General features: G+C 52.8%; 17 protein-coding genes and 3 tRNA genes. 14 read left to right on the forward strand and 6 right to left on the reverse strand.

Translation table 11 applies throughout. The annotated features are described in order from the left end of the window. Positions 1 to 32: 32 nt before the first annotated feature. Positions 33 to 929 (reverse strand): EamA family transporter RarD, encoded by an 897-nt coding sequence (gene rarD / locus ACF8OF_RS18885; protein ID WP_025154634.1) that lies wholly within the window; start codon positions 927 to 929, stop codon positions 33 to 35. Between the two features lie 367 nt (positions 930 to 1296). Here rarD and recQ point away from each other — a divergent pair, with 367 nt between their 5' ends. Genes recQ through yigL form a run of 3 tightly spaced genes read left to right on the forward strand, consistent with a single transcriptional unit; the run spans position 1297 to position 4961 of the window. Next, entirely contained in the window at positions 1297 to 3123 is a 1827-nt protein-coding gene (gene recQ, locus ACF8OF_RS18890; RefSeq protein WP_262860418.1) for an ATP-dependent DNA helicase RecQ, read from the forward strand. An 11-nt stretch (positions 3124 to 3134) separates the two neighbouring features. Next, positions 3135 to 4136 carry a lysophospholipase L2 gene (gene pldB, locus ACF8OF_RS18895; RefSeq protein WP_080694392.1) on the forward strand — a complete coding sequence of 334 codons (1002 nt, stop codon included), beginning with the start codon at positions 3135 to 3137 and terminating at the stop codon, positions 4134 to 4136. 21 nt (positions 4137 to 4157) lie between these two features. Further along, entirely contained in the window at positions 4158 to 4961 is an 804-nt protein-coding gene (gene yigL, locus ACF8OF_RS18900) for a sugar/pyridoxal phosphate phosphatase YigL (protein WP_262883228.1), read from the forward strand. A gap of 122 nt (positions 4962 to 5083) precedes the next feature. Here the strand turns inward: yigL and ACF8OF_RS18905 are convergent, their stop codons facing one another. The 4 genes from ACF8OF_RS18905 to rsgA form a co-directional block, all read right to left on the reverse strand. Then, entirely contained in the window at positions 5084 to 6007 is a 924-nt protein-coding gene (locus ACF8OF_RS18905) for a hypothetical protein (RefSeq protein WP_279798912.1), read from the reverse strand. A gap of 737 nt (positions 6008 to 6744) precedes the next feature. Beyond that, entirely contained in the window at positions 6745 to 10107 is a 3363-nt protein-coding gene (gene mscM, locus ACF8OF_RS18910) for a miniconductance mechanosensitive channel MscM (RefSeq protein ID WP_392497389.1), read from the reverse strand. 12 nt (positions 10108 to 10119) lie between these two features. Beyond that, a complete protein-coding gene (asd, locus tag ACF8OF_RS18915; RefSeq protein ID WP_262883869.1) occupies positions 10120 to 11055 on the reverse strand; it encodes an archaetidylserine decarboxylase in 936 nt (311 codons plus the stop codon). Between the two features lie 89 nt (positions 11056 to 11144). Next, on the reverse strand, positions 11145 to 12194 hold the full coding sequence (gene rsgA, locus ACF8OF_RS18920; protein WP_262883870.1) for a small ribosomal subunit biogenesis GTPase RsgA: 1050 nt from the start codon (positions 12192 to 12194) through the stop codon (positions 11145 to 11147). 164 nt (positions 12195 to 12358) lie between these two features. Here rsgA and orn point away from each other — a divergent pair, with 164 nt between their 5' ends. From orn to ACF8OF_RS18940, 4 genes are all read left to right on the forward strand, one after another. Then, positions 12359 to 12904, forward strand: coding sequence for an oligoribonuclease (orn, locus tag ACF8OF_RS18925; RefSeq protein ID WP_262863049.1), 546 nt, complete (start codon positions 12359 to 12361; stop codon positions 12902 to 12904). Between the two features lie 214 nt (positions 12905 to 13118). Next, positions 13119 to 13194: transfer RNA gene (locus ACF8OF_RS18930), tRNA-Gly, on the forward strand. A 36-nt stretch (positions 13195 to 13230) separates the two neighbouring features. Beyond that, positions 13231 to 13306, forward strand: a tRNA-Gly gene (locus tag ACF8OF_RS18935). Positions 13307 to 13339: 33 nt separating this feature from the next. Beyond that, positions 13340 to 13415: transfer RNA gene (locus ACF8OF_RS18940), tRNA-Gly, on the forward strand. A gap of 692 nt (positions 13416 to 14107) precedes the next feature. Here the strand turns inward: ACF8OF_RS18940 and queG are convergent. Continuing rightward, on the reverse strand, positions 14108 to 15265 hold the full coding sequence (gene queG / locus ACF8OF_RS18945) for a tRNA epoxyqueuosine(34) reductase QueG (protein WP_392497390.1): 1158 nt from the start codon (positions 15263 to 15265) through the stop codon (positions 14108 to 14110). Positions 15266 to 15458: 193 nt separating this feature from the next. Between queG and tsaE the strand changes: the two genes are divergently transcribed. From tsaE to hflK, 7 genes are all read left to right on the forward strand, one after another. Next, positions 15459 to 15923, forward strand: a complete 465-nt coding sequence (gene tsaE / locus ACF8OF_RS18950) for a tRNA (adenosine(37)-N6)-threonylcarbamoyltransferase complex ATPase subunit type 1 TsaE (protein WP_024474246.1) — start codon at positions 15459 to 15461, stop codon at positions 15921 to 15923. 13 nt (positions 15924 to 15936) lie between these two features. Continuing rightward, on the forward strand, positions 15937 to 17229 hold the full coding sequence (locus ACF8OF_RS18955; protein ID WP_279798903.1) for an N-acetylmuramoyl-L-alanine amidase: 1293 nt from the start codon (positions 15937 to 15939) through the stop codon (positions 17227 to 17229). A gap of 19 nt (positions 17230 to 17248) precedes the next feature. Next, positions 17249 to 19147, forward strand: a complete 1899-nt coding sequence (gene mutL / locus ACF8OF_RS18960) for a DNA mismatch repair endonuclease MutL (RefSeq protein WP_262864326.1) — start codon at positions 17249 to 17251, stop codon at positions 19145 to 19147. Beyond that, on the forward strand, positions 19140 to 20078 hold the full coding sequence (miaA, locus tag ACF8OF_RS18965; protein WP_262882584.1) for a tRNA (adenosine(37)-N6)-dimethylallyltransferase MiaA: 939 nt from the start codon (positions 19140 to 19142) through the stop codon (positions 20076 to 20078). Before mutL ends, miaA begins: the two co-directional genes overlap by 8 nt. A 107-nt stretch (positions 20079 to 20185) precedes the next feature. Next, on the forward strand, positions 20186 to 20491 hold the full coding sequence (gene hfq, locus ACF8OF_RS18970) for an RNA chaperone Hfq (protein ID WP_004241361.1): 306 nt from the start codon (positions 20186 to 20188) through the stop codon (positions 20489 to 20491). A gap of 98 nt (positions 20492 to 20589) precedes the next feature. Continuing rightward, the gene (hflX, locus tag ACF8OF_RS18975; RefSeq protein WP_262882585.1) at positions 20590 to 21870 is read left to right on the forward strand and encodes a ribosome rescue GTPase HflX; all 1281 of its coding nucleotides are present in this window, start codon (positions 20590 to 20592) and stop codon (positions 21868 to 21870) included. Between the two features lie 86 nt (positions 21871 to 21956). Beyond that, on the forward strand, positions 21957 to 23237 hold the full coding sequence (hflK, locus tag ACF8OF_RS18980; protein WP_279798899.1) for an FtsH protease activity modulator HflK: 1281 nt from the start codon (positions 21957 to 21959) through the stop codon (positions 23235 to 23237).

Genomic DNA, 23237 nt, shown 5'->3' on the forward strand with positions numbered 1-23237 from the left:
CACCGGCACATCCGGCGCTGTCTTACAGGATATCACGCTTTTTTGTAGCGGTGTCGCTGGGTGTACAGCGCATCCAGGGTAAAGACAATCAGCCCTGCCCAGATGAAGGCGAACGTGATCAGCCGTTCGGCGGAAATAGCCTCGCCATACGCGGTGGTCGCCAGCACAAACATCAGGGTCGGGCCGATATACTGGAAGAAGCCGAGCGTGGAGAGACGCAGATGATTAGCGGCCTCAGTAAACAGCAGCAGCGGCACGGTGGTGATAATCCCGGCGGCAATCAGCAGCAGATTCAGCGTCAGGCTGTTCATGGTCATATTGCTGGTGGCGCTGTTGGCAAAGAAAAGCAGATAAATACCGGCAACCGGCAGCAGCCACAGGGTTTCTACCAGCATACCGGCCTGGGCATCCACCCCCAGCTTTTTACGCAGCAGACCATACAGACCGAATGTCATGGCCAGACTCAGCCCGATCACCGGCACGGTGCCGAACTGCCAGAGCTGGATCAGCACGCCGGTAAAGGCGAGACACACCGCAAACCATTGCAGGCGGCGGAAACGTTCACCGAGAAAGAGCATCCCGAACAGCACATTCACCAGCGGGTTAATAAAGTACCCGAGGCTCGCTTCCAGCATATGGTTGTGGTTCACCGCCCAGATATAGATCAGCCAGTTTGAGGCGATAATACAGGCGGTCAGCGCGAGGATCATGATTTTCTTCGGCTGGCGGATAATCTGGCGGATACGCGGCCACTGGCGTGACACGGTGATCAGCAGGATCATAAAAAAGAATGACCAGATAATCCGGTGTGTCAGGATCTCATCCGCAGGCACCTGTTGGATCAGTTTGAAATACACCGGGGCAATACCCCAGATAAAGTAAGCGCCGAGAGCACAAAGGACGCCTTTTACGGTCTGTTGCTGGCTCATGATAGTCCAAGTCTGAAAGAAAAAGAAAAGAAGATACCTGCCGGTGTGATCATGTTGCGCATTGTCATCACATCATATTGAAATTATATAGTTACAGCGTGATTAATCACGTCATTAATTAATTATTCGTAAAATGTGATCGCCTGCGATACGCCGGATGGCGGTAAAGACGTTAAAAAGATGTGAAAGTGTAACGTGCATCACAAAATTACACCAGCAGCTGTACGCAAAAAAACTCAGCACTGATCGAATATTATCACCGTCCGTGCGGATAGTCTGTTATCTGATGGCAAACTGAGCTAGCATAGAAGCATCTTTTTACCGGCAGAATGCACTGCCCGGATTTCTGTTTCACCTGAGGAGCTGCGTGTCTACCGCCGAAGTCATCAATACCCTGCCCGACGCTGACGCTATCCTGCGCCAGGTCTTTGGTTATCAGCAATTTCGTGCCGGACAGTCCGATATTATCGGTACCGTCACCGGCGGACGCGATTGTCTGGTGGTCATGCCGACGGGCGGCGGAAAATCACTGTGTTATCAGATTCCGGCACTAATGCTGCCGGGGCTGACAGTGGTGGTGTCACCGCTGATTTCCCTGATGAAAGATCAGGTCGATCAGCTGCGCCTGCTGGGGGTGGAAGCCGGTTATCTGAACTCGGCGCAGACCCCGCAGGAACAGCAGAAGGTACTGGAAGGCTGTCACAATAACCGCATCAAACTGCTGTATGTGGCACCGGAACGCCTGCTGATGGGCAGCTTTATCCGTCAGTTACAGCAGTGGCAGCCGTCGTTGCTGGCGGTGGATGAAGCACACTGCATATCCCAGTGGGGACACGATTTCCGGCCGGAATACTGCGCGATAGGCGAGCTTCGCCAGCATCTGCCGGGTGTGCCGGTCATTGCCCTGACAGCCACCGCCGATAACACCACGCGCTCTGATATCTGCTCGCGGCTGCGCCTCAGTGATCCGCTGATCCACATCAGCAGCTTTGACCGCCCGAATATCCGCTACACGCTGGTGGAAAAATATAAAGCATTTGATCAGCTGTGGATGTTTGTCCGTGGTCAGAAAGGCCAGTGCGGCATTATTTACTGTAACAGCCGTAATAAAGTGGAAGATGTTGCCGCCCGTCTGCAAAAACGCGGGCTGAGTGTCGCGGCCTACCATGCCGGTCTGGATAATTCACAGCGTGAATGGGTTCAGGATGCCTTCCTCAAGGACAACTTACAGGTCGTGGTCGCCACGGTGGCGTTCGGGATGGGAATTAACAAATCCAACGTCCGGTTTGTCGCGCACTTCGATATCCCGCGCAATATTGAATCCTATTACCAGGAAACCGGCCGCGCCGGTCGTGACGGGGTCAGTGCGGAAGCGGTTCTGTTTTATGACCCGGCGGATATGGCGTGGCTGCGCCGCTGTCTGGATGAAAAACCGGCCGGGCCGCAAAAAGATATCGAACAGCACAAACTGAATGCCATGGGAGCGTTTGCCCAGGCGCAGACCTGCCGCCGCCTGGTATTGCTGAATTACTTTGGCGAGAACCGCCAGACACCGTGCGGCAACTGCGATATCTGCCTGGATCCGCCGAAACAGTATGACGGGCTGGTTGAGGCACAACAGGCGTTGTCCTGTATCTACCGCGCCGGGCAGCGTTTTGGTCTGGGGTATGTTGTGGATGTGCTGCGCGGCTCAAATAACCAGCGGATCCGCGAATACGGACACGACAAACTCGCGGTTTACGGCATCGGCAAAGACAAAAGCCAGGAACACTGGGTGAGTGTGCTGCGTCAGCTGATCCACTTAGGGCTGATAACGCAAAACATTGCCAATTATTCTGCGTTACAATTAACCGAATCCGCCCGCCCGGTTCTGCGCGGCGAGGTGCCGCTGCAACTTGCGGTGCCGAGGATCCAGAATATCAAACCGCGTCAGACTGCCCGCAGTTACGGTGGTAATTACGATAAAAAACTGTTCGCAAAACTGCGTAAACTGCGCAAATCCATTGCGGATGAGGAAAATATTCCACCGTTTGTGGTGTTTAACGATGCCACACTCATTGAAATGGCGGAACAATGCCCGGTCAGGGCAAATGATTTACTCTTGATAAATGGCGTCGGAGAGCGGAAACTGGAACGATTCGGCGATGCATTTATGGCCCTTATCCGCGAACATCTCACCGGATTTGACGACTAAAGGAGCACCCTATGCTGCCACCGGATACCCTGAAAGCAAGCTGGCTGGAACGCGAAGCGGAATATTCTGCCTTTGTGAACGGTCCGTTACTTGATTTCTGGAACCGGCGGGATGAGCGGACATTTCAGGGCACGGATGATGTCACTATCCGTTATGTGCAGTTTACTGATCCTGCCCATGACAAAGTGCTGGTGATCAGTTCCGGGCGCAGCGAAAGTTACGTCAAATATCCGGAAGTGCTGTACGATTTTTTCCACCTCGGTTTTGATGTCTTTATTATGGATCACCGGGGGCAGGGGCTTTCCGGGCGGATGCTGGATGATCCGCAAAAAGGCCATGTCGAGCGTTTTGACGACTATATTGATGATTTTTCTCAGTTCACCGGCATCGCGCTGGCGGAGAAAAATTACGCTTACCGCTATGCACTGGCACACTCGATGGGCGGTGCGATACTGAGCGGTTATCTGTTACGCGAGCCGGACACCTTCCGTGCTGCAGTATTATGTGCCCCGATGTTCGGCATCAATTTACCGATGCCGATGTGGCTGGCGAATATGATTGTGAACCGGGCCGATAAACGGCCGTCGGAACGCAATGAGTATGCGGTATCAACCGGGAAGTGGCAGCCGTTGCCGTTTTTAATCAACATGCTGACCCACAGTTACCCGCGGTACCGGCGTTACCTGCGCTGTTATGCTGATTATCCTGCTTTACGTCTCGGCGGACCCACGTATCACTGGTTACGCGAAAGCATTGATATCGGGCAGAAAATAATTGCGCAGGCGGGAGAGATAAACACCCCGCTGATGGTGCTGATGGCATCAGAAGATAAGGTGGTGGACAATCGGGAGTTGCTGGCTTTCTGCGAAAACCGCCGTAAAGCCCGGACAGGACAAGAAGAAGAACATATGCCTCTGACGTTTGAGGGAGCTTATCACGAGATCCTGTTCGAAGAAGACGCGTTGCGCGCTGTCGCGCTCAATGCGATTTGTCATTTTTTCGGACTCCACTAATCAATTTTCAGGAATTTGCATATGTATCATGTGGTTGCTTCAGATTTAGACGGAACGTTATTATCACCTGCCCACAGTTTAACCCCCTACACCAAGGAAACCCTCCGCCTGCTGACCATCAATAAAGGCGTGCATTTTGTGTTTGCCACCGGTCGCCATCATGTGGATGTGGCGCAGATCCGTGATGCACTGGGGATTGATGCGTTTATGATCACCTCCAACGGCGCGCGGGTACACAACACCAAAGGCGAACTGGTATTCAGTCATGATGTGGACCCGGATGTGGTCCGCGAGCTGTGCCTGATGGAGTTTGATAATCCGGATATCCTCACCAACTATTACCGGGGTGACGGCTGGATGATCAACCGGGAAAGCCCGGAACAGAAAGCGTTTTTTCAGGAATCTGTTTTTATGTATGAGCTGTTCGACCGCAATGATTTTCCGGTGGATCAGGTCTGCAAAGTCTACTTCACCTGTGATGACCACGAGAAACTTGTCGCGTTGGAAGCCAAAATCCGTGTGCGTTTCGGTAACAGAGTGAATGTCAGTTTCTCGCTGCGCAGTTGCCTGGAAGTGATGGCCGGGGGGGTTTCAAAAGGTGAAGCGCTGCAGCAGGTAGCAGAATCTCTGGGCTACCGCCTGAATGACTGTATTGCTTTCGGTGATGGTATGAATGACCGCGAGATGCTGGAAATGGCCGGAAAAGGCTGCATTATGGCGGGAGCACATCAGCGCCTGAAAGATATTCTGCCGGAGATGGAAGTGATTGGCTCTAATGCGGATGACGCGGTTGCTCATTATCTGCGCCGGTTATATCAGCAGTAAGTGTTATATTCCGCTGCACAAAAAACCGTCGGATGTTATTATCCCGGCGGTTTTTACCTGAATAAGCGCTAATCACACCCGGCTGGCCTTTTCATTCAGGGGAACATTTTCTCCCCGGTGGCTTACCAGGGATAATTCGCTTCCTGTTTTACCTGTTCAACTGATGCTACCGCCAGCCAGTGGCAATATTGCGGGATAATACTGCGATCCAGTGTGTCAGGATCTATTGACTGATACGCTCCGTCACGCAGTTTAAATTTAGAAAAGTAGTTAGAGTTATGCACCGCATGAATATGAAAAGTCATTGAATCAATCGGATAATTATCACTGCATGAAATATCCAGAATGCGCTCATACCCGTTATACAGCATGTTCCAGTAATCTTCATTTGCGGCTATTTCTGCGGCATACATGGTCGTCACTCCACGAAACCAGCCGGGCCACTCTCCCCAGTTTTTTGGGTCTTTACCAAACTCATCCATTAATTGCCGGCACCAGTATATTTGGCGGCGTAAAAAAGGAATCATGAGTTCAGAGGAAGACATCAGAGAACTGCCGCAGCCGAAATGACCAAAGTGTTTAACGCCGTGCCGTTGGCAGAAATCCAGCATTTTTTCTTTGAAATCATCATCGATGTGATATCTCCCCCGTCCGTGCACAGGAAAATTGGGGCGAAAATCGGCCAGTTTGGGGGTGAGGAAGATATCTGCATCTGTTCTCAGGAGCCAGGGATACTGAGCTGCAATATCATCAATATGTTCACCTGAAAGACAGCCAATTGAATTAAAATAATGATAGCCTTCAAAAGGTGTCCCTGCTGTAGCGTGTGGCAGGCACGGAATAAGAATAACACCAGGTTCTTTAGGTAAAAATTGTTCCACTTCCGGGTGATGTACTATAAGTAAATCAGAGGAATGATAACAACCACTGTAAATCCAGCTTTTATACAACCAACTGAATTCCTCTAACATTTTTTCTGAGTTATCAATATATGCCATGATACCAAGCGATTTGACACTATCCGTTAAAATATTTTTAATTTCCATATCGTTTTTCTTGTAAGGTGGTTGTAGGTTTGGTCGTTGCCGGTATAAAAATGATAGCGTTTAATTAAACTCTATCATCACCTTAAATTTTTTGCAAAAATACACTTTGTTTATGGGTAGATAATTGAATTAACTTCATAAAATTAAATTCTGCCTGAGAATATACCTGAAAGGGATATGTGTCAGATACAGATATAATAATAAATCATGGTATTATTACTGAGTTTTTACTTAAAAAGTAAAGTTAAATCAATAAGATAGTTTTTATTTTTTTTATGTGTTTTTTTGCTTTTTCGACTGGGGGTATGTGCAATGATCATTTCCGGATGAGGCCTCCGGACAGCGGCATATTAAAATCAGCGTTATTATCAGATTGAATACATAGTTTATCTCAGTTCGAACGAGTGGTTAATAAATCTGGCGATGAAAAAAACCTGTTATTAAATGAGGTAAATAAATCAGAAAATAGCTGAAAAAGTGAAAGATATTCTGGTTGACGATTAAAGTATGGTTTTATTGTCAGTAGGAATCTCAGAAATAACATCTGAAGTTCAGGTTGTCCGCATTCAGATTATTACTCATCTTCTGTCGGAAAAAATGTACGATATTATCGGTGCATTCGGTTATATTACTTATGACCCGAATATAAAAGCCGTCTGCAGAGACGGCTCTTATTCTGCCCCGAAAGGACGCGGCACTTGTTCACACCACGGCGGTATGGATCACTGTCTGTGATATCACAACGCCCCTGATTTCCGTGACGGGTTACGGCCCGACAGGTTTTTGGTGCCGCTGCGCAGAATATTCCCCACCATATCCACCCGCGCTTCAAACGGCGGGAACGGCAGAATAATGTTGTTTTCCGCGAAGCTGCGCAGGATATTCTGATGGATCTCATGACGCGCCGGCAGGCGGTGCCCCATTTCAGCGGCATAGGCGCGCAGTTCAAAGATCTGAATACCCTGTTGTAAATCAACCAGGTAAGCTTCCGGATTTGGCGTATCCAGAATCATTGCCGAGTCCTGTGCCGCCATCAGCAGCAGAATAGTGACCTGCTCCGGATTGGCTTCTGCCGGGACCGGGATGGTCAGGACGATACGGGTGACGGTATCCGAGAGCGACCAGTTGATAAACTGCTCGGTAATAAAGGCTTTGTTCGGAACGATAATCTCTTTGCGGTCCCAGTCTGTCAGCGTGGTGGCGCGGGTGTTGATGCGCGTGATGCTGCCGGTCAGGTCACGGATAGTCACGGTATCGCCGATACGGATCGGTTTTTCGAACAGGATCATCAGGCCGGAAACAATGTTGGCGAAAATCTCCTGTAAACCAAAGCCCAGCCCGACACCCATTGCAGTAACAAACCACTGCATTTTCGACCATTCAATGCCGATCAGTGAGAAGCCGACAATTCCGCCGACCAGTGTGATCGCGTATTTGGTCAGGGTAGTGATGGCGTAACCGGTGCCGGGTGTCAGATCCAGATGCTGTAACAGCGCCAGTTCCAGCAGTGCCGGAAGGTTCCGCACCAGTTGCGTGGTGATGATAATCACCAGAATAGCCACAAAGACAGAGCCGAGCGTGATGGGCTGGAGGGTATCCACGCCGTTGATACTGCTGCTGACATCCCACAAGCGGATATTTTCCATAAAGGAGAAGGCGGTGTGCAATTCAGACCAGAGCAGAATACAGGATACCAGGGCAATCATGGTCAGGATGGAGCGGACCAGCCCGACCGACTGCGCACTGATGGTATCGAGGTCAATGACCTGCTCTTCAATATCAATCACACCTTCCGCGCTGTTGGCATTGCTGTTGACGCCGCTGTCATCATCACTTTTTGCCCGCTGGGCCAGGATTTCAGCACGGCGCTGTTTGGCGCGTTCAAAGGCGATACGGCGGCGCTGGATCAGCATCCAGCGGGTGATGATGTTATAGATCACCAGCAGCATAAACCAGATGGCGACCGAGGTTTCCAGGCGGCCGAGCAGCGCCTGTGAGGTCGCGAGATAGCCGAGCAGAGCGGCAATCGCTGCCACAACCGGAGCCAGCAGAAGCAGCCACCACATCCCTTTGCTGACGGCATTGTCGCCGCTGCCGTGGCGGTCAAGATAGAGCGGAACCCCCGCACGGCGCAGGCTGCTGGTAATGATAAACAGTGCGGCACACAGCAGCAGGAAGCAGAGGCGGCCGAGTGTCGGGGCGAACTCCCGGTCATTGAAATATTCAAAAGTGGTCATTGCCATCATCAGCGGCACAATGACAAAAATAGAAAGCTGATAGAAACGCATTGCCCGTTTAACGCGGGCTTCCGGCCAGCGGAACTGTGCGATAAACAGCCCGTTAGGCCGGGCAAAGGTCGCACAGAACATAAACAGCCACAGCACCGGCGTGGTGGCGCTGACACCGTCACCGATCGCTTTTGCCATCGGGTACTGCCAGGCATTCTGTAACCCGTAGCCGATAGCTGACCACAGCACCGGCAGCGGCAGGGAGACAAGTACAGACCAGAACAGAGTGCGCAGCGTGATAGAGAAGCGATCCAGTGTCACTTTACCGATGCGCTGACTGGTTCTGTCCAGGAATGCCTGATAATGGCGGCGGTAGTTCAGGCCGAAAATCGCCAGCAGCAGGGTGCTGATAATATAGAGTGAAATCTCTTTGTTCTGCCACGAGAACATGGTTTTAAATGCACCGCCGAGCTGCGCCAGGGTATCCAGGGACAGCAGTTTGGTCAGGCTGGTCAGTACTTCAATCGGGTAATTGAGGTAAACCGGTGTGGCATCCGCCACCCAGAACAGATAGCGGTGGGTGTCGTCGCGGACTTCAATCAGTACATCACTGAGCTGACTGGTGGTCACTTTGAGCTTGGTCAGCTCCAGAATTTCGGTATCGTAACCGGAGAGCAGGGAGCCGAGCAGTTCTTTGCGGTTCTGAATCAGTTGCTGATAGAGCGAGGCCTGATCCGCCGGGAGAGAGGCTGTCTGTGACGTATCCGGCTCATTATTATTGCCGGACAGGGCATCGAGCATATTTTCATATTTCAGACGCTCAACACGCAGGTCGGTGATCTCTTTATCCAGCTGCTGCGGTTTCGGCATATCCGGCAGGCGGCTGAGCTGGGCGCGCAGGGCTTCTCCCAGCGCGGTTGAGCCGTTCAGCCACTGTGCCTGCTCCTGAATAGTGCTGAGCACCTGGCGGGCTTTCTGGATATCGGTCGCCGCCTGGCGCTGCATCTCCCCGATATCACTCATGTGCGCGGCCTGATCATTCAGTACCTGCGACAGCTCGCGGTTGATATCAATCTGTTCTTTCAGGTACGGCGGTAAATCACCGGCCTGTTCGGCCAGCAGTTCGGTGCGCTCCAGCGCCAGTTCCGCTTTCTGCTGACGTTTGCCGTTAAGCACACTGCGCAGCTGCTGAAGTTCGAGATCCAGCCGCTGATAGCGTTTACGCAGCAGTTCGAGACGGATACGGGTCAGTTCCTGGCGGTTATTGGCAGAAAGTTGTGCCAGTTCCAGCTCATTGACCGTTGCTTTGCGCGCCCGGACTTCTGCGGCGGCCAGTATGGCCTGAGCCTCGGCAAGCGGGGTCAGCGGGGTTGCCAGTCCCTGCTGGCGGGAGGTGGCTTCATTCAGGAGACGGCGGGCTTCGGACTGCTGCTGGGGCAGGAGAGTCAGGGAATCGCTGATTTCGCGGTTTTTGTCCTGCTCCTGCTGTAACAGCCGTCCCTGCTCCAGCAGTTGTCCGCTGAGCTGAATAACCTGCTGCTCAAGGTCGCTGATAGGGCGGGTGGTCAGAATTTTGGCCGGGGAATCACTCTCTTCCAGCAACTGCTGGCGTAACGCCCTGACCAGCTTCGGGAAGTTATCGATGGTGTCCTGATAGCTCTGTGCCCGCTCATTTGCGGCTTTGCTGTCTGCCAGCCAGTTCAGGGTCGCCTGTAACGCCTGCGCCATCTCAATATCTTTCGGATCTTTGCTGCTCTCAATCCGCTTCAGTTCCTGGCGGATCTGCGGCTCGTTGATGTCCGATGCCGCATATACCGCTGTCAGCGGGGAGAAAAGAAAAACCGCCAGTAAAAATGAGATAATCAGGCGCACAGGGGAGAGTCCTCAGTGAGTGGCAGCGGTGTCCGGTTGTGACGGACTTACAGGGCTTTCTTCCGCGCAGGCGGCATCATCTGCGGTGATGCGGGTGGCCAGCAGTTCACCCATGCGGGTGGAAACGCCGTTTGCCAGTGCGCTGTTCAGTGCAACGGTATCCGCCGGGAACAGGTTGATCACGGTGGAGCCGAGCTTAAAGCGGCCCATCTCTTCGCCTTTTTTCAGGTTTACCGCACAGACACTGTCGTGTGCCGGGTAAGTCCAGCGGCGGACAATCCCTTCACGCGGCGGTGTGACCATACCGCACCAGACAGTTTCCATACTGCCGACAATCGTGGCGCCGACAAGAATCTGTACCATCGGGCCGAAATCCGTGTCAAACACACAGATCAGACGCTCGTTACGGGCAAACAGGTTCGGTACATTCGCGGCGGTCAGTGGATTGACGGAGAACAGATCGCCCGGGACATAGATCATTTCGCGCAGATGACCGTCACACGGCATATGCACGCGGTGGTAATCACGCGGAGATAAGTAAGTGGTTACAAACTGCCCGTTGCGGAACTGATCCGCCAGTTGCCAGTTTCCGGCGAGCAGGGCTTCCAGGGTGTAATTATGCCCTTTGGCCTGTAAAATCTGATCGTCACGGATAAGCCCCAGCTGACTGATGGTGCCGTCTGCCGGCAGCGCCAGGGTTTCACTGCCCTGCACGATCGGACGGACTTCCTCTTTCAGCGCGCGGATAAAAAACTCATTGAAGGTACTGTAAGCGATAAACTCGCTCTCTTTCGCTTCCTGCATATCCACGTTGTAGGCTTTGGCGAATGCTTTGATCGCCAGCTGCGTCAGCCAGCCAAGTTTTTTGTTGGCAAAGCGGCCTGCCAGCTGAGTAAGACACTGTTTAGGCAGCAAATATTGTAATTTTATTTTAAGAGTATCCAGCACATCGACCTCTGGTATTGTTTGTTATCTGCCGGTTTTTCCGGCGAATTCTGAACAAAAGGGGGCTATTGTACCTGTGCTTATTGCGCTTGTCAGTCTTCACCGGCCGTAAAATTACGGCGTGGCTTGACCTGTGCCATACTTTCCAGAATGCGGTGATAATTTTCAAAGCGTTCCGCACTGATTTCGCCGTTCTCCACAGCGTCGCGCAGCGCACAGCCCGGGTCATCCCCGTGTTTGCAGTCACGGAATTTACAGCCGCCGAGATAATCGCGGAACTCGGTATATCCCTGCGTGACCTGTTCCGGTGTCAGGTGCCACAACCCGAATTCACGCACTCCCGGTGAGTCGATCACATCCCCGCCGTGCGGGAAATGATACAGCCGTGAGGCGGTGGTGGTGTGCTGACCCAGCCCGGAAACATCAGAAACGTTATTCACCAGGATATCGGCGTTTTCCGGCAGCAATGTATTGAGCAGGCTGGACTTTCCGACACCGGATTGTCCGGCGAAAATGGAAATACGTCCGGCAAGTGCCGCCGTCAGTGCATCAATCCCCTCGTTGGTGTGGCCGGACACTTCCAGCACACGGTACCCGATATTACGATAGATATTCATTAAATCATTGACCTGGTCGCGGCTTTCGTCATTCAGCAGGTCAATTTTGTTGAGGACAATCAGCGGTTCCACACCGAGTGTTTCGCAGGCGACCAGATAGCGATCAATAATATTGAGTGATAGTTCCGGTAAAATCGCGGAAACAATCACGATTTGGTTGATATTGGCGGCGATCGGTTTTAAACCGTCATAAAAATCCGGCCGGGTCAGTACCGACTCTCGCTCATGCACCGCCTCAACAATGCCGTTAACACGGCCTTCTTCGTTATTCTGCAATGCAGCACGCCAGACCACACGGTCACCGGTGACCAGTGATTTGATGGTGCGGCGCAGGTTGCAGCGCTGTACCGAGCCGTCTGCGGCTTCAATATCCGCATGCTGCCCGAAACGGCTGATTACCTGTCCTTCCTGAGCCTCACCGAACAGGCTGTCTTCAGGCTCCGGGCGGTTCTCTTTGCGCAGTTTGCGCTGCTGGTTTGCCTGAACACGCCGTACCTGACCTTTGGAAAGTTTTTGTTTAGCCAACGAAACCTCGTCTGTTTTGACACCACGTAAAGAAGAAAGTGCCCGCCGGGGTGACTCGCGGCAGGGCGGATTACGCGCTATGATACACCATTCATTTTACCCGTCATCATTCAATCCGTGTGAACAAAAAACAGGCGGATACTCAGGTAACTATAGGATACAACATGGCTAAAAGTGAACAGAACCTTATCTGGATCGATCTGGAAATGACCGGACTTGACCCGGAACGTGACCGGATTATCGAAATCGCCACCATTGTGACGGATGCAAACCTGAATATTCTGGCGGAAGGCCCGGTTCTGGCGGTACATCAGTCTGATGAACAGTTAGGCCTGATGGATGACTGGAATGTCCGCACACACGGTGCCAGCGGGTTAATTGAACGTGTCCGCGCCAGCACGTATTCTGACGCACAGGCCGAGCAGGCGACTATCGCGTTTCTGGAACAGTGGGTGCCGCAGGGGGTTTCTCCTATCTGCGGTAACAGCGTCGGTCAGGATCGCCGTTTTCTGTTCCGTTATATGCCGGCTCTCGAGCAATATTTTCACTACCGTTACCTGGATGTCAGCACCCTGAAAGAGCTGGCCCGCCGCTGGAAGCCGGAAGTGCTGGACGGCTTCACCAAGAAAAACACCCATCAGGCGCTGGATGATATCCGTGAGTCAATTGCGGAACTGGCTTACTACCGCGAAACCTTTATCCGTCTGTGATAAAAAACGGGGGCTGATTTTCAGCCGCCGATCGGTTAATATTAGTTCGGATTGCGTGTTTTATAGCATATTTGCCGGTTTTATCGGCATCTGAACAAAAAAATTCATTTTTTCGCGCCGGAGGGCTTGCCAGAAAATGAATTTTTCGTATAATGCGCTCCCCGTACCGAGATAGATTTTCAATCGAAAGCGGTGCGGGCAAATTGCAAAATATGCGGGAATAGCTCAGTTGGTAGAGCACGACCTTGCCAAGGTCGGGGTCGCGAGTTCGAGTCTCGTTTCCCGCTCCAATTTTGCAGATTGTCAGGTAATATACCGGTTGTGACGCGGGAATAGCTCAGTTGGTAGAGCACGACCTTGCCAAGGTCGGGGTCGCGAGTTCGAGTCTCGTTTCCCGCTCCAATTTTCAGATAGCCGGATATATACCGTTGTGATGCGGGAATAGCTCAGTTGGTAGAGCACGACCTTGCCAAGGTCGGGGTCGCGAGTTCGAGTCTCGTTTCCCGCTCCAATCTTTTTCTTCTCTTCAGTCCCCCCAAACATTATTTTCTGAATAATCCTTTGCGTGATTTCTGTTACCGGTTCTGCCGGGAAAATTGCTGTGCGGTGCAAATAATCATCACTCACAGGTATCCGCAGCCTAAAACCGGACACACTGAACTTTTGCTGATAATTTAATCGGTTAGATGACTTTTTTTCGTAAATACAGGGAAAAGACTTGCTAATCCCGGCGTGGTGAAATAGAATTTTCGCCCTCTCTGACGAAGGGCAGATGAACGATCACCAGCGGTGATTATTCAGACAGTGAAAGATTACCACCGGCACTTTCTGCACTATCTTTATGTCAGTTTCTGCTTTTCATCACCTTTCATGGGGTGATTAAGTCAAACAGGGACAATTTTTTTGTCCGGATGTCATTTTTTATCCACAGCGCAGCGGGGCATGTTATTCACATCCCGGCGGTTCTGACACACTTTTCTGCACAGAGTTATCCACAGGCTGATTTTGACGGCTGAATCACAGAATCCCGCGAAATACCGAACGGTCGTATATTTAATATATTGATATTTATATGTTAATTTAATTTATGTGAATTGTGTGACAGCGCTCTTGTATTTTTTCTTCACATTGATAGGCAAGGTCTTTTTATATTATTCACAACACTGAACATTGTGGATAACTTAACGGGATGATGAGGCGGGTTCAGGCGTCGCGCGGTAAACCTTTGGAAATGGCGCGGATCAGGCGTTTTTGTTGTGAAGTCTGTATTTCAATAGCTGATTCACCCCGTTTTGCATACTGACGGGTAACTGCCCAGCGGATATGCTCATCAAGCCAGTCAGCCAGTCCGGTTTTTTCTGTCAGCGCAATAATAATTTTATCTTCATACGGTGCGTTGCCGAGCGCGACACTGATGTTTCTCAGCCAGCGCAGATACCCGATGCGCCGGATAGCGGAACCCTCTGTCACCCGCAGGAAAGTGGCTTCATCCCAGGCGAATAGATCCAGCAGTTCCGGTGTATGCAGCCGCTTGCGCGGGGAGAAATCCGCCTCGTCTGTCAGTTGTGAAAAACGGTTCCACGGGCAGATAAGCTGGCAGTCATCACAGCCGTAAATGCGGTTTCCCATCAGCGGACGGAATTCTTCGGGGATAGCGCCTTCCAGCTCAATGGTGAGGTAGGAGATGCAGCGGCGTGCATCGACAGTATAAGGCGCGACAATCGCCTGAGTCGGACAGGTGGTCATGCAGGCAACACAGCGGCCGCACTGTTCCTCAACAGGGGTATCAACCGGCAGCGGCAGGTTGATCAGCAGCTCGCCGAGGAAAAACCAGGAACCGGCTTCACGGTTTAAAATAAGTGAGTGCTTACCAACCCAACCAAGACCGGCTTTGGCTGCCAGCGGGCGTTCCAGTACCGGCGCTGAGTCAACAAACGGACGGTAACTGAAGGTATTATCCAGAGCCAGCTCATCACACTCAGCCTGAATCCGCTCTCCCAGCTGCTTCAGGCGCTGGCGCAGAAGCTTGTGATAATCACGCCCCAGCGCATAACGGCTGATATAACCCTGTTCCGGGTTTTGCAGTACAGCGGCAAAGGATGCTTTGGCCGGAAGGTAGTTCATCCGCACACTGATCACCCGCAGCGTACCCGGCAGCAGTTCATGAGGGCGCGCGCGCATCATGCCGTGGCGCGCCATCCAGTCCATCTCTCCCTGATAGCCCGCATCCAGCCATGCCTGCAGCTTCGGCTCTTCCGCACTGAGATCCGTATCGCAGATACCGACCTGCTGAAAGCCGAGTTCGCGTCCCCATTGTTTGATCCGGGTGGCAAGCTGGTGTAAATCAGGGTGAGTGCTCATTAGTGAGTGTTTACTTACATTGCAGGTGTGATGGTGAATGGTGCGGAGTTTATCACAGACCGTCCGGCACAAAAACTGTGCATTATTGTCGTTTTTCTGCACGCCGTTATGCAGGTATATCACCGGAATGTGGTATGTTTAACGGATTACACGCTCAATTATTTCAATAAAATAACCTGTGACGACAACGAGAATGAAAGAACGTCTGTTTACGCTGGCAGATGAAGCTGCCACTGTCGCGCTCGGCCGTGCATTGGCACAGCAGAGTCAGCGCGGATTTGTCCTGCATCTTTTCGGCGATCTGGGCGCCGGAAAAACCACCTTCAGCCGCGGTTTTCTTCAGGCGCTGGGGCATCCCGGCCATGTGAAAAGCCCGACTTACACCCTGGTTGAGCCGTATGAGCTTTCACCGCGCCCGGTCTATCACTTTGACCTGTACCGCCTGGCGGATCCGGAAGAACTGGAGTTTATGGGGATCCGCGATTATTTCGGGGAAAACACTGTCTGTCTGGTCGAATGGCCGCAAAAAGGGGCCGGTTTTCTGCCGGATGCAGATTTGGAATTGCACTTACGGTATGATGGGGAAGGACGGGAAGCCCGTTTTGCCGCCCGTTCCCCTTATGGTGAAGAACTCCTGGATAAGTTAGCGGAGATGTGAGGAATTACCGATAATGAATGCATATCTGACACGGAAATCTGATGTGGCTGCCGTTTCATGGCTGACGGCGCTGTTTTTCAGCGTGAGCCTGCTGTTCAGTGCAGCCGGAAACGCGGCGTCCCTGACGAACATCAATGTGAGCAACAACGGCTCTCAGGGCACATTACAGCTCAGTTTTGACGGCAAACCGCAATATAAACTGTTTCCGCTGCATGACCCGGAGCGTCTGGTGATCGACATCCGTCAGCCGCAGAAAATTACCGGTCTGCCGATCAATCTGAATAACGGGCTGATTAAAGTGGTCAGAGAGAGCCGCGCGCCGGATGCTCAGCATCAGCGTATCGTGCTGGAACTGGCGGATAAAAACAGTTTCCGTGATGCTGCGGATAGCAGCGGCCTGACTATCACCCTGACCGGCAAAAACAGTTATACCGCCGCCCCGGTGGCTGCCGTACAACCGGTCACCACCACAACCGGTAAACCGCTGCGCATGAACAGCGGCAGTGCGGCTCCGGCAGCAACCACCCCGGCCGCCGCACCGGCACAGGCAAAAATTCCGGTGGTACCGACAGGCAAACTGCCTAAAAACAGTCGTCAGGTCGTGGTGGCGATTGATGCCGGACACGGCGGGAAAGACCCGGGCGCTATCGGTCAGAACGGGCTGAAAGAGAAAAATGTCACTATCAGTATCGCCCGCAAGCTGGAAAAGCGTCTGAAAGATGACCCGATGTTCAAACCGGTACTGACCCGTGACGGCGATTATTTTATCTCGGTGGCCGGGCGCTCAGAAGTGGCGCGTAAATTCGGCTCCAACATGCTGGTGTCTATCCATGCGGATTCCGCACCAAACCGCACCGCGACCGGTTCATCAGTCTGGGTGCTTTCCAACCGGCGGGCAAACAACGAATTAGGTAACTGGCTGGAACAGAGCGAGAAACAATCCGAACTGCTCGGCGGTGCCGGTGATGCACTGGCAAACGGTGCCGATCCGTATCTCAGCCAGGCGGTGCTGGATCTGCAGTTCGGTAACTCTCAGCGCGTCGGTTATGCCGTGGCGCAGGATGTGATCCGTCAGCTGCGCCAGATAGGCAAAGTACACAAAAGCACGCCGGAGCACGCGAGCCTCGGGGTGCTGCGTTCACCGGATATTCCGTCCATTCTGGTGGAAACCGGCTTTATCAGTAACAGCACTGAAGAACAGCTGTTAGGATCCGATACTTACCAGGAACAGGTCGCTGCCGCGATCCACGGCGGATTACGCGCATATTTTACCGCGAATCCGTTACAGGCAGCACCGTCCAAATAACAGGAGAACGGGGGCAATTATGGCGATCCGGATTTTACCGCCGCAGCTGGCAAACCAGATAGCCGCAGGCGAAGTGGTTGAGCGCCCGGCATCGGTGGTGAAAGAACTGGTGGAAAACAGCCTGGACGCCGGTGCCACCCGTATCGATATTGATATTGAGCGCGGTGGTGAAAAGCTTATCCGTATCCGTGACAACGGCTGCGGTATTGCCAAAGACGAGCTGGCGCTGGCGCTGGCCCGTCACGCCACCAGTAAAATTGCCACACTTGACGATCTCGAAGCCATCATGAGTATGGGGTTCCGCGGTGAGGCGCTTGCCAGTATCAGCTCGGTATCCCGCCTGACCTTTACCTCCCGCACCCGTGAGCAGAATGAAGCCTGGCAGGCGTATGCCGAAGGGCGTGAAATGGACGTGACGCTGAAACCGGCGGCGCATCCGGCGGGCAGTACCGTGGAAGTGCTGGATCTCTTTTTTAATACGCCAGCGCGGCGCAAATTTCTGCGTACTGAAAAAACCGAATTCGGTCATATTGATGAAGTGGTGCGGCGTATCGCGCTGTCCCGTTTTGATGTGGCCATTAATCTCACCCACAACGGCAAACTGATGCGCCAGTACCGGCCGGTTAAAGCGGATGATCAGCAGGAGCGTCGTCTCGGGGCTATCTGCGGTACGGCTTTTATGCAGCAGGCGCTGGCGGTAACCTGGACTCACGAAGCGCTGGAGATCCGCGGCTGGGTGGCCTCACCGGCAGATTACAACGGCCCGGCGGATTTACAGTATTGCTATGTTAACGGGCGGATGATGCGTGACCGCCTGATCAACCACGCCATCCGTCAGGCCTATGAAGACCGGCTGAGCGGCGATCAGCAACCGGCTTATGTTCTCTATCTGACCATCGATCCGCGTCAGGTGGATGTGAATGTCCATCCGGCCAAGCATGAAGTGCGTTTTCATCAGGCGCGGCTGGTGCATGACTTTATTTACCAGGCGGTGCTCAGTGTGCTGAAACAGCATGAGCAGCCGGTCTCTCTGTTTGAACCGGATCCGTCAGCGCCGCAGACGCAGCATGTGCCGGAAAACCGTGCGGCAGCCGGTAAAAATATGTTTGAGCGTGAGGACGTACTCACACCGCCGCCGCACCGGGAAACCACCGGGGGCGGCGCGTCTCACAGCAGCCGCAGCAGCGGAAAACCGGCATATTCTGCGGATAAACCCGGATACAGCCCGAAAGAAGCCGGAATATATCAGTCACTGATGCAGACACCGGCAGAAACTAAGCCGCAGCTGTTTCCGGAAAAAAGTACTTTTCTGTCAGAAAACCGGATCAGCGCCGCAAGTGAGCCGGTGACGGAAAAAAGTGAGCGTGTAAGTTTTGGTAAAATCCTTACGCTTTATCCGCCGTGTTATGCGTTAATTGAGACAGATGCCGGTATTGCGCTGTTTTCCCTCAGCAAAGCATCACATTATCTGCGTTGTCAGCAACTGATCCCGGGAGAGCAGGGACTGAAATCCCAGCCATTGATGATCCCGCTTCAGATGGCGTTAAATGCACAGGAGTGTGAGACATTTACGCGGTTTGCCGGGGTATTGCGTACTTTCGGCATAGAAGGCTCAGTTTTCCGTGGAAAAGCGACGATTCGTACGGTATCGTTACCGCTTCGTCAGCAAAATTTACCGCATCTTATCCCTGAATTACTGCGTTTTCTGGCTGATAACCCGGAGGCGGATGAAAACGCCATTGCCTCGCGGCTGGCAGAGATGCTGGTCAGTGAACCGGCGGTTCAGAGCAAAGCGCAGGCAGTGCAGCTGCTGGCCGATGTGGAACGGCTGTGCCCGCAACTGGTGCGCAGACCGCCGTCAGATTTAGTGCAATTAATTGATTTAACTGAGGTCGTTGCAGCATTACGTCATGAGTGAACAGAATCATCATAAACCCGCTGCCCTGTTTCTGATGGGGCCGACGGCTTCAGGAAAAACCGCGCTGGCGATTGAACTGCGTCAGCACCTGCCGGTGGAAATCATCAGTGTAGATTCCGCACTGATTTATAAGGGGATGGATATCGGGACCGCAAAACCCGATGCTGCCGAGCTGGCCCTCGCCCCGCACCGGCTGATTGATATTCTCGATCCATCAGTGGCCTATTCCGCCGCCGATTTCCGCCGTGATGCGCTGGCGGCAATGCATGAGATAACCGCGCAGGGAAAAATTCCGCTGCTGGTCGGCGGAACCATGATGTATTTCAAGGCGTTGCTGGAAGGATTATCGCCGCTGCCGTCCGCTGACCCGGAAATCCGGGCACAGATTGAGGCGCGGGCGGCACAGGAAGGCTGGCAGGTTCTCCATGATGAACTGAGCCGGATTGATCCGGTCGCCGGGGCGCGGATCCATCCGAATGATCCGCAGCGGCTCAGCCGGGCACTGGAGGTCTATTATATCTCCGGAAAAACGATGACAGAACTGACGGAAACGGCCGGGGAAAATTTGCCCTTTAATGCTTATCAGTTTGCCATTGCACCGGCAGACCGTAAAATATTGCATCAGCGCATTGAGATGCGCTTTCAGATGATGCTGGAAGCCGGTTTTGAGGACGAAGTCCGTGCGCTGTATCAGCGCGGGGATCTTCATCCGGATTTGCCGTCGATCCGTTGTGTCGGCTACCGCCAGATGTGGTCATATCTGGCCGGTGAAATCAGTTATGATGACATGGTGTATCGGGGCATTTGCGCCACCCGTCAGCTTGCCAAGCGGCAGATGACGTGGTTGCGGGGTTGGGAAGGCGTTCAGTGGCTTGACAGTGAACAGCCTGAACAATCTCTTAAAGCCGTTATGCAGGTTCTTCGTGCATAGCGCCGTTGATTGTGTACAATTAACGGGTTACGAAAGTTTTTGAGTAGTTATTTTTCGAACCCGGTTTGGGTTTCATTTAAAAAACAACAAAATAAGGAAAATACAGAATGGCTAAGGGGCAATCTTTGCAAGATCCGTTCCTGAACGCATTACGTCGCGAAAGGGTTCCGGTTTCTATTTATCTGGTCAACGGTATTAAATTGCAGGGTCAGATCGAATCATTCGACCAGTTTGTTATTCTGCTGAAAAACACGGTCAGCCAAATGGTTTACAAACACGCGATCTCTACCGTCGTACCTTCCCGTCCGGTTTCTCACCACAGCGGTGGCGCAAACCCGGGGACCGGCGGCAGCAATTACCACCAGTCAGCCGGTAACGGTGGTGCGCAACAGGATACTGATGGCGCTGAATAAGTCAGTGTGCAGTTATCAATCGCGGGAAAACATAGGTAGGGAGACTTTACCTGTGTTTTTTCCTGCGTGTTTTTCACTCAGCCTGAGAGGTTCTGCCGTTGTTTGACAGGTATGAAGGCGGTGAACGGGCCGTACTGGTCCACCTGTTTTTCTCACAGGATAAGAACACTGATGATCTCAGTGAATTTGAATCCCTTGTGACATCCGCGGGTGTGACACCTGTTCAGATAGTCACCGGCAGCCGCAGTGCCCCGCACCCGAAATATTTTGCGGGTGAAGGTAAAGCGGAAGAGATTGCCGATGCTGTCATGGAAAGTGACGCCGATGTGGTGCTCTTTAACCATGCCTTAAGTCCGGCGCAGGAACGCAACCTCGAGCGTTTATGCCAGTGCAGGGTGGTTGACAGAACCGGGGTTATCCTCGATATCTTCGCCCAGCGGGCACGGACACATGAAGGTAAATTACAGGTGGAACTGGCGCAGTTACGCCATCTTTCCACGCGTCTGGTTCGCGGCTGGACGCACCTTGAACGCCAGAAAGGCGGGATTGGTCTGCGGGGGCCGGGTGAGACGCAGCTTGAGTCCGACCGCCGGATGCTGCGGGATAAAATCAAACAGATTTCAGGGCGTCTGGAAAAAGTGGAACGCCAGCGCGGACAAGGCCGTCAGGCGCGCAGCAAAGCGGATATTCCGACGGTGTCTCTGGTCGGTTACACCAACGCCGGGAAATCCAGTCTGTTTAATCACATAACTGATGCGAAAGTCTATGCGGCGGATCAGTTATTTGCGACACTCGATCCAACCCTGCGGCGGATTGATGTCGATGATGTCGGCACGGTGGTGCTGGCGGATACGGTCGGGTTTATCCGCCATCTGCCGCATGACCTGGTGGCGGCATTTAAAGCCACGCTGCAGGAAACCCGCGAAGCGACACTGCTGCTTCATGTGGTGGATGCGGCGGATAACCGTGTGGATGAAAATATTCATGCGGTTAATACAGTTCTGGAAGAGATTGATGCACATGAAATTCCGGTTCTGATAGTGATGAATAAAATCGATATGCTGGACGATTTCGAACCGCGTATCGACAGAAATGAGGATAACCTGCCGGTCAGGGTCTGGCTTTCAGCACAGACCGGAGCAGGGATCCCGTTGTTGTTCCGGGCGCTGACGGAACGCCTTTCCGGTGAGATCGCACACCTGGAATTGTGTCTGCCTCCTTCGGAGGGCCGTCTGCGCAGCCGTTTTTATCAGCTTCAGGCGATTGAACGTGAGTGGCTTGATGATGATGGCCGGATTTGCCTTGAAATCAGGCTGCCCATTGTTGACTGGCGCCGCCTCTGCAAGCAGGAACAACAGTTAGCCGATTACGTTATCTGATTATCAGCGGCGTAATATATTGATTGAGAGCGCGTTTTTGTGCTCTTAGCCCTGAAAAACCGATCATAAAAGAGTGGAGCGAAGGCATGGCGTGGAATCAGCCCGGTAATAACGGACAGGACCGCGACCCGTGGGGGAGCAGCAATAAAGGCGGCAACTCCGACGGTAACAAAGGCGGCCGGAACCGTGGGGCATCTGATCTCGACGATCTGTTCCGGAAAATGAGCAGAAAACTCGGTGGTCTGGGTGGCGGTAAAGGCGGAAATAATAATGACGGGCAGTCCGGCGGAAACAATCGTCCTCCGGTACAGTTTGCCGGCGGACGAATTATCAGTCTCGCCATTGCCGCCATTGTTGTTGTCTGGGCCGCAACCGGCTTCTATACGATTAAAGAAACGGAACGAGGCGTGGTTACCCGTTTCGGTAAATTCAGTCATGTGGTTCAGCCGGGTCTGAACTGGAAACCGACATTCATTGATCGCGTCACTGCGGTTGATGTGGCGACCGTCCAGGATCTGGCGACCAACGGCATGATGTTAACGGCTGACGAAAACGTCGTCCGCGTCAATATGAACGTCCAGTTCCAGGTTGTGAACCCGGAAGAGTATCTCTTCAGCGTCACCAACCCGGGCAACAGTCTGCGTCAGGCGATGGACAGTGCGGTGCGCGGGGTTATCGGTAAGTTCACCATGGAGAAAATCCTGACGGCGAACCGTACCGTGGTCCGTAACGAAACCCAGAAAGTTCTCGAAGAGACAATCAGACCTTATAAAATGGGGATTGCGATTGTCGACGTCAACTTCCAGGAAGCCCGTCCGCCGGCTGAAGTCCAGGCCTCATTCGATGACGTGATTGCCGCGCGTGAAAACGAACAGCAGTCCATCCGTGAAGCGGAAGCGTACTCGAACGAAGTTCTGCCGCTGGCAAAAGGTAACGCGCAAAGCATGATCGAAAGCGCACAGGCGTATAAAGCCAGTATCGTGCTGAAAGCGCGCGGTGAAGTGGCCAGCTTCTCGAAAATGCTGCCGGAATACCGTGCGGCACCGGATATCACCCGTGAACGTCTGTACATTGAGACAATGGAACGTGTGCTGAGCAATACCCGTAAAGTGATTGCCAATGATAAAAGCAACAGCATGATGGTGCTGCCGCTGGATCAGATTATGCGTGAGCAGAGAGCTGCTTCTCAGACTGCACCGGCGAAAGCCGCTGCCTCGTCATCATCCGCACCGGCAACACAGGCACCGGCAGGCCGTCAGGCACAAAACAGCACCCGGAATCCGAATGTACCCGCTGAATACAACAACACGTATGATCTCAGCAGTTCGGGTATCCGTGGTAACACTGAACGCACAGGGAGACAATAA

Source organism: Morganella sp. TYF_1, assembly GCF_043105645.1.
Classification (GTDB): domain Bacteria; phylum Pseudomonadota; class Gammaproteobacteria; order Enterobacterales; family Enterobacteriaceae; genus Morganella; species Morganella morganii_B.

Bases quoted from the DNA above. Each gene is read 5' to 3' on its own strand.
- rarD (WP_025154634.1), bottom strand. From the start codon at position 929: ATGAGCCAGCAACAGACCGTAAAAGGCGTCCTTTGTGCTCTCGGCGCT.
- pldB (WP_080694392.1), top strand. From the start codon at position 3,135: ATGCTGCCACCGGATACCCTGAAAGCAAGCTGGCTGGAACGCGAAGCG.
- yigL (WP_262883228.1), top strand. From the start codon at position 4,158: ATGTATCATGTGGTTGCTTCAGATTTAGACGGAACGTTATTATCACCT.
- ACF8OF_RS18905 (WP_279798912.1), bottom strand. From the start codon at position 6,007: ATGGAAATTAAAAATATTTTAACGGATAGTGTCAAATCGCTTGGTATC.
- orn (WP_262863049.1), top strand. From the start codon at position 12,359: ATGGCTAAAAGTGAACAGAACCTTATCTGGATCGATCTGGAAATGACC.
- queG (WP_392497390.1), bottom strand. From the start codon at position 15,265: ATGAGCACTCACCCTGATTTACACCAGCTTGCCACCCGGATCAAACAA.
- tsaE (WP_024474246.1), top strand. From the start codon at position 15,459: ATGAAAGAACGTCTGTTTACGCTGGCAGATGAAGCTGCCACTGTCGCG.
- ACF8OF_RS18955 (WP_279798903.1), top strand. From the start codon at position 15,937: ATGAATGCATATCTGACACGGAAATCTGATGTGGCTGCCGTTTCATGG.
- mutL (WP_262864326.1), top strand. From the start codon at position 17,249: ATGGCGATCCGGATTTTACCGCCGCAGCTGGCAAACCAGATAGCCGCA.
- miaA (WP_262882584.1), top strand. From the start codon at position 19,140: ATGAGTGAACAGAATCATCATAAACCCGCTGCCCTGTTTCTGATGGGG.
- hfq (WP_004241361.1), top strand. From the start codon at position 20,186: ATGGCTAAGGGGCAATCTTTGCAAGATCCGTTCCTGAACGCATTACGT.
- hflK (WP_279798899.1), top strand. From the start codon at position 21,957: ATGGCGTGGAATCAGCCCGGTAATAACGGACAGGACCGCGACCCGTGG.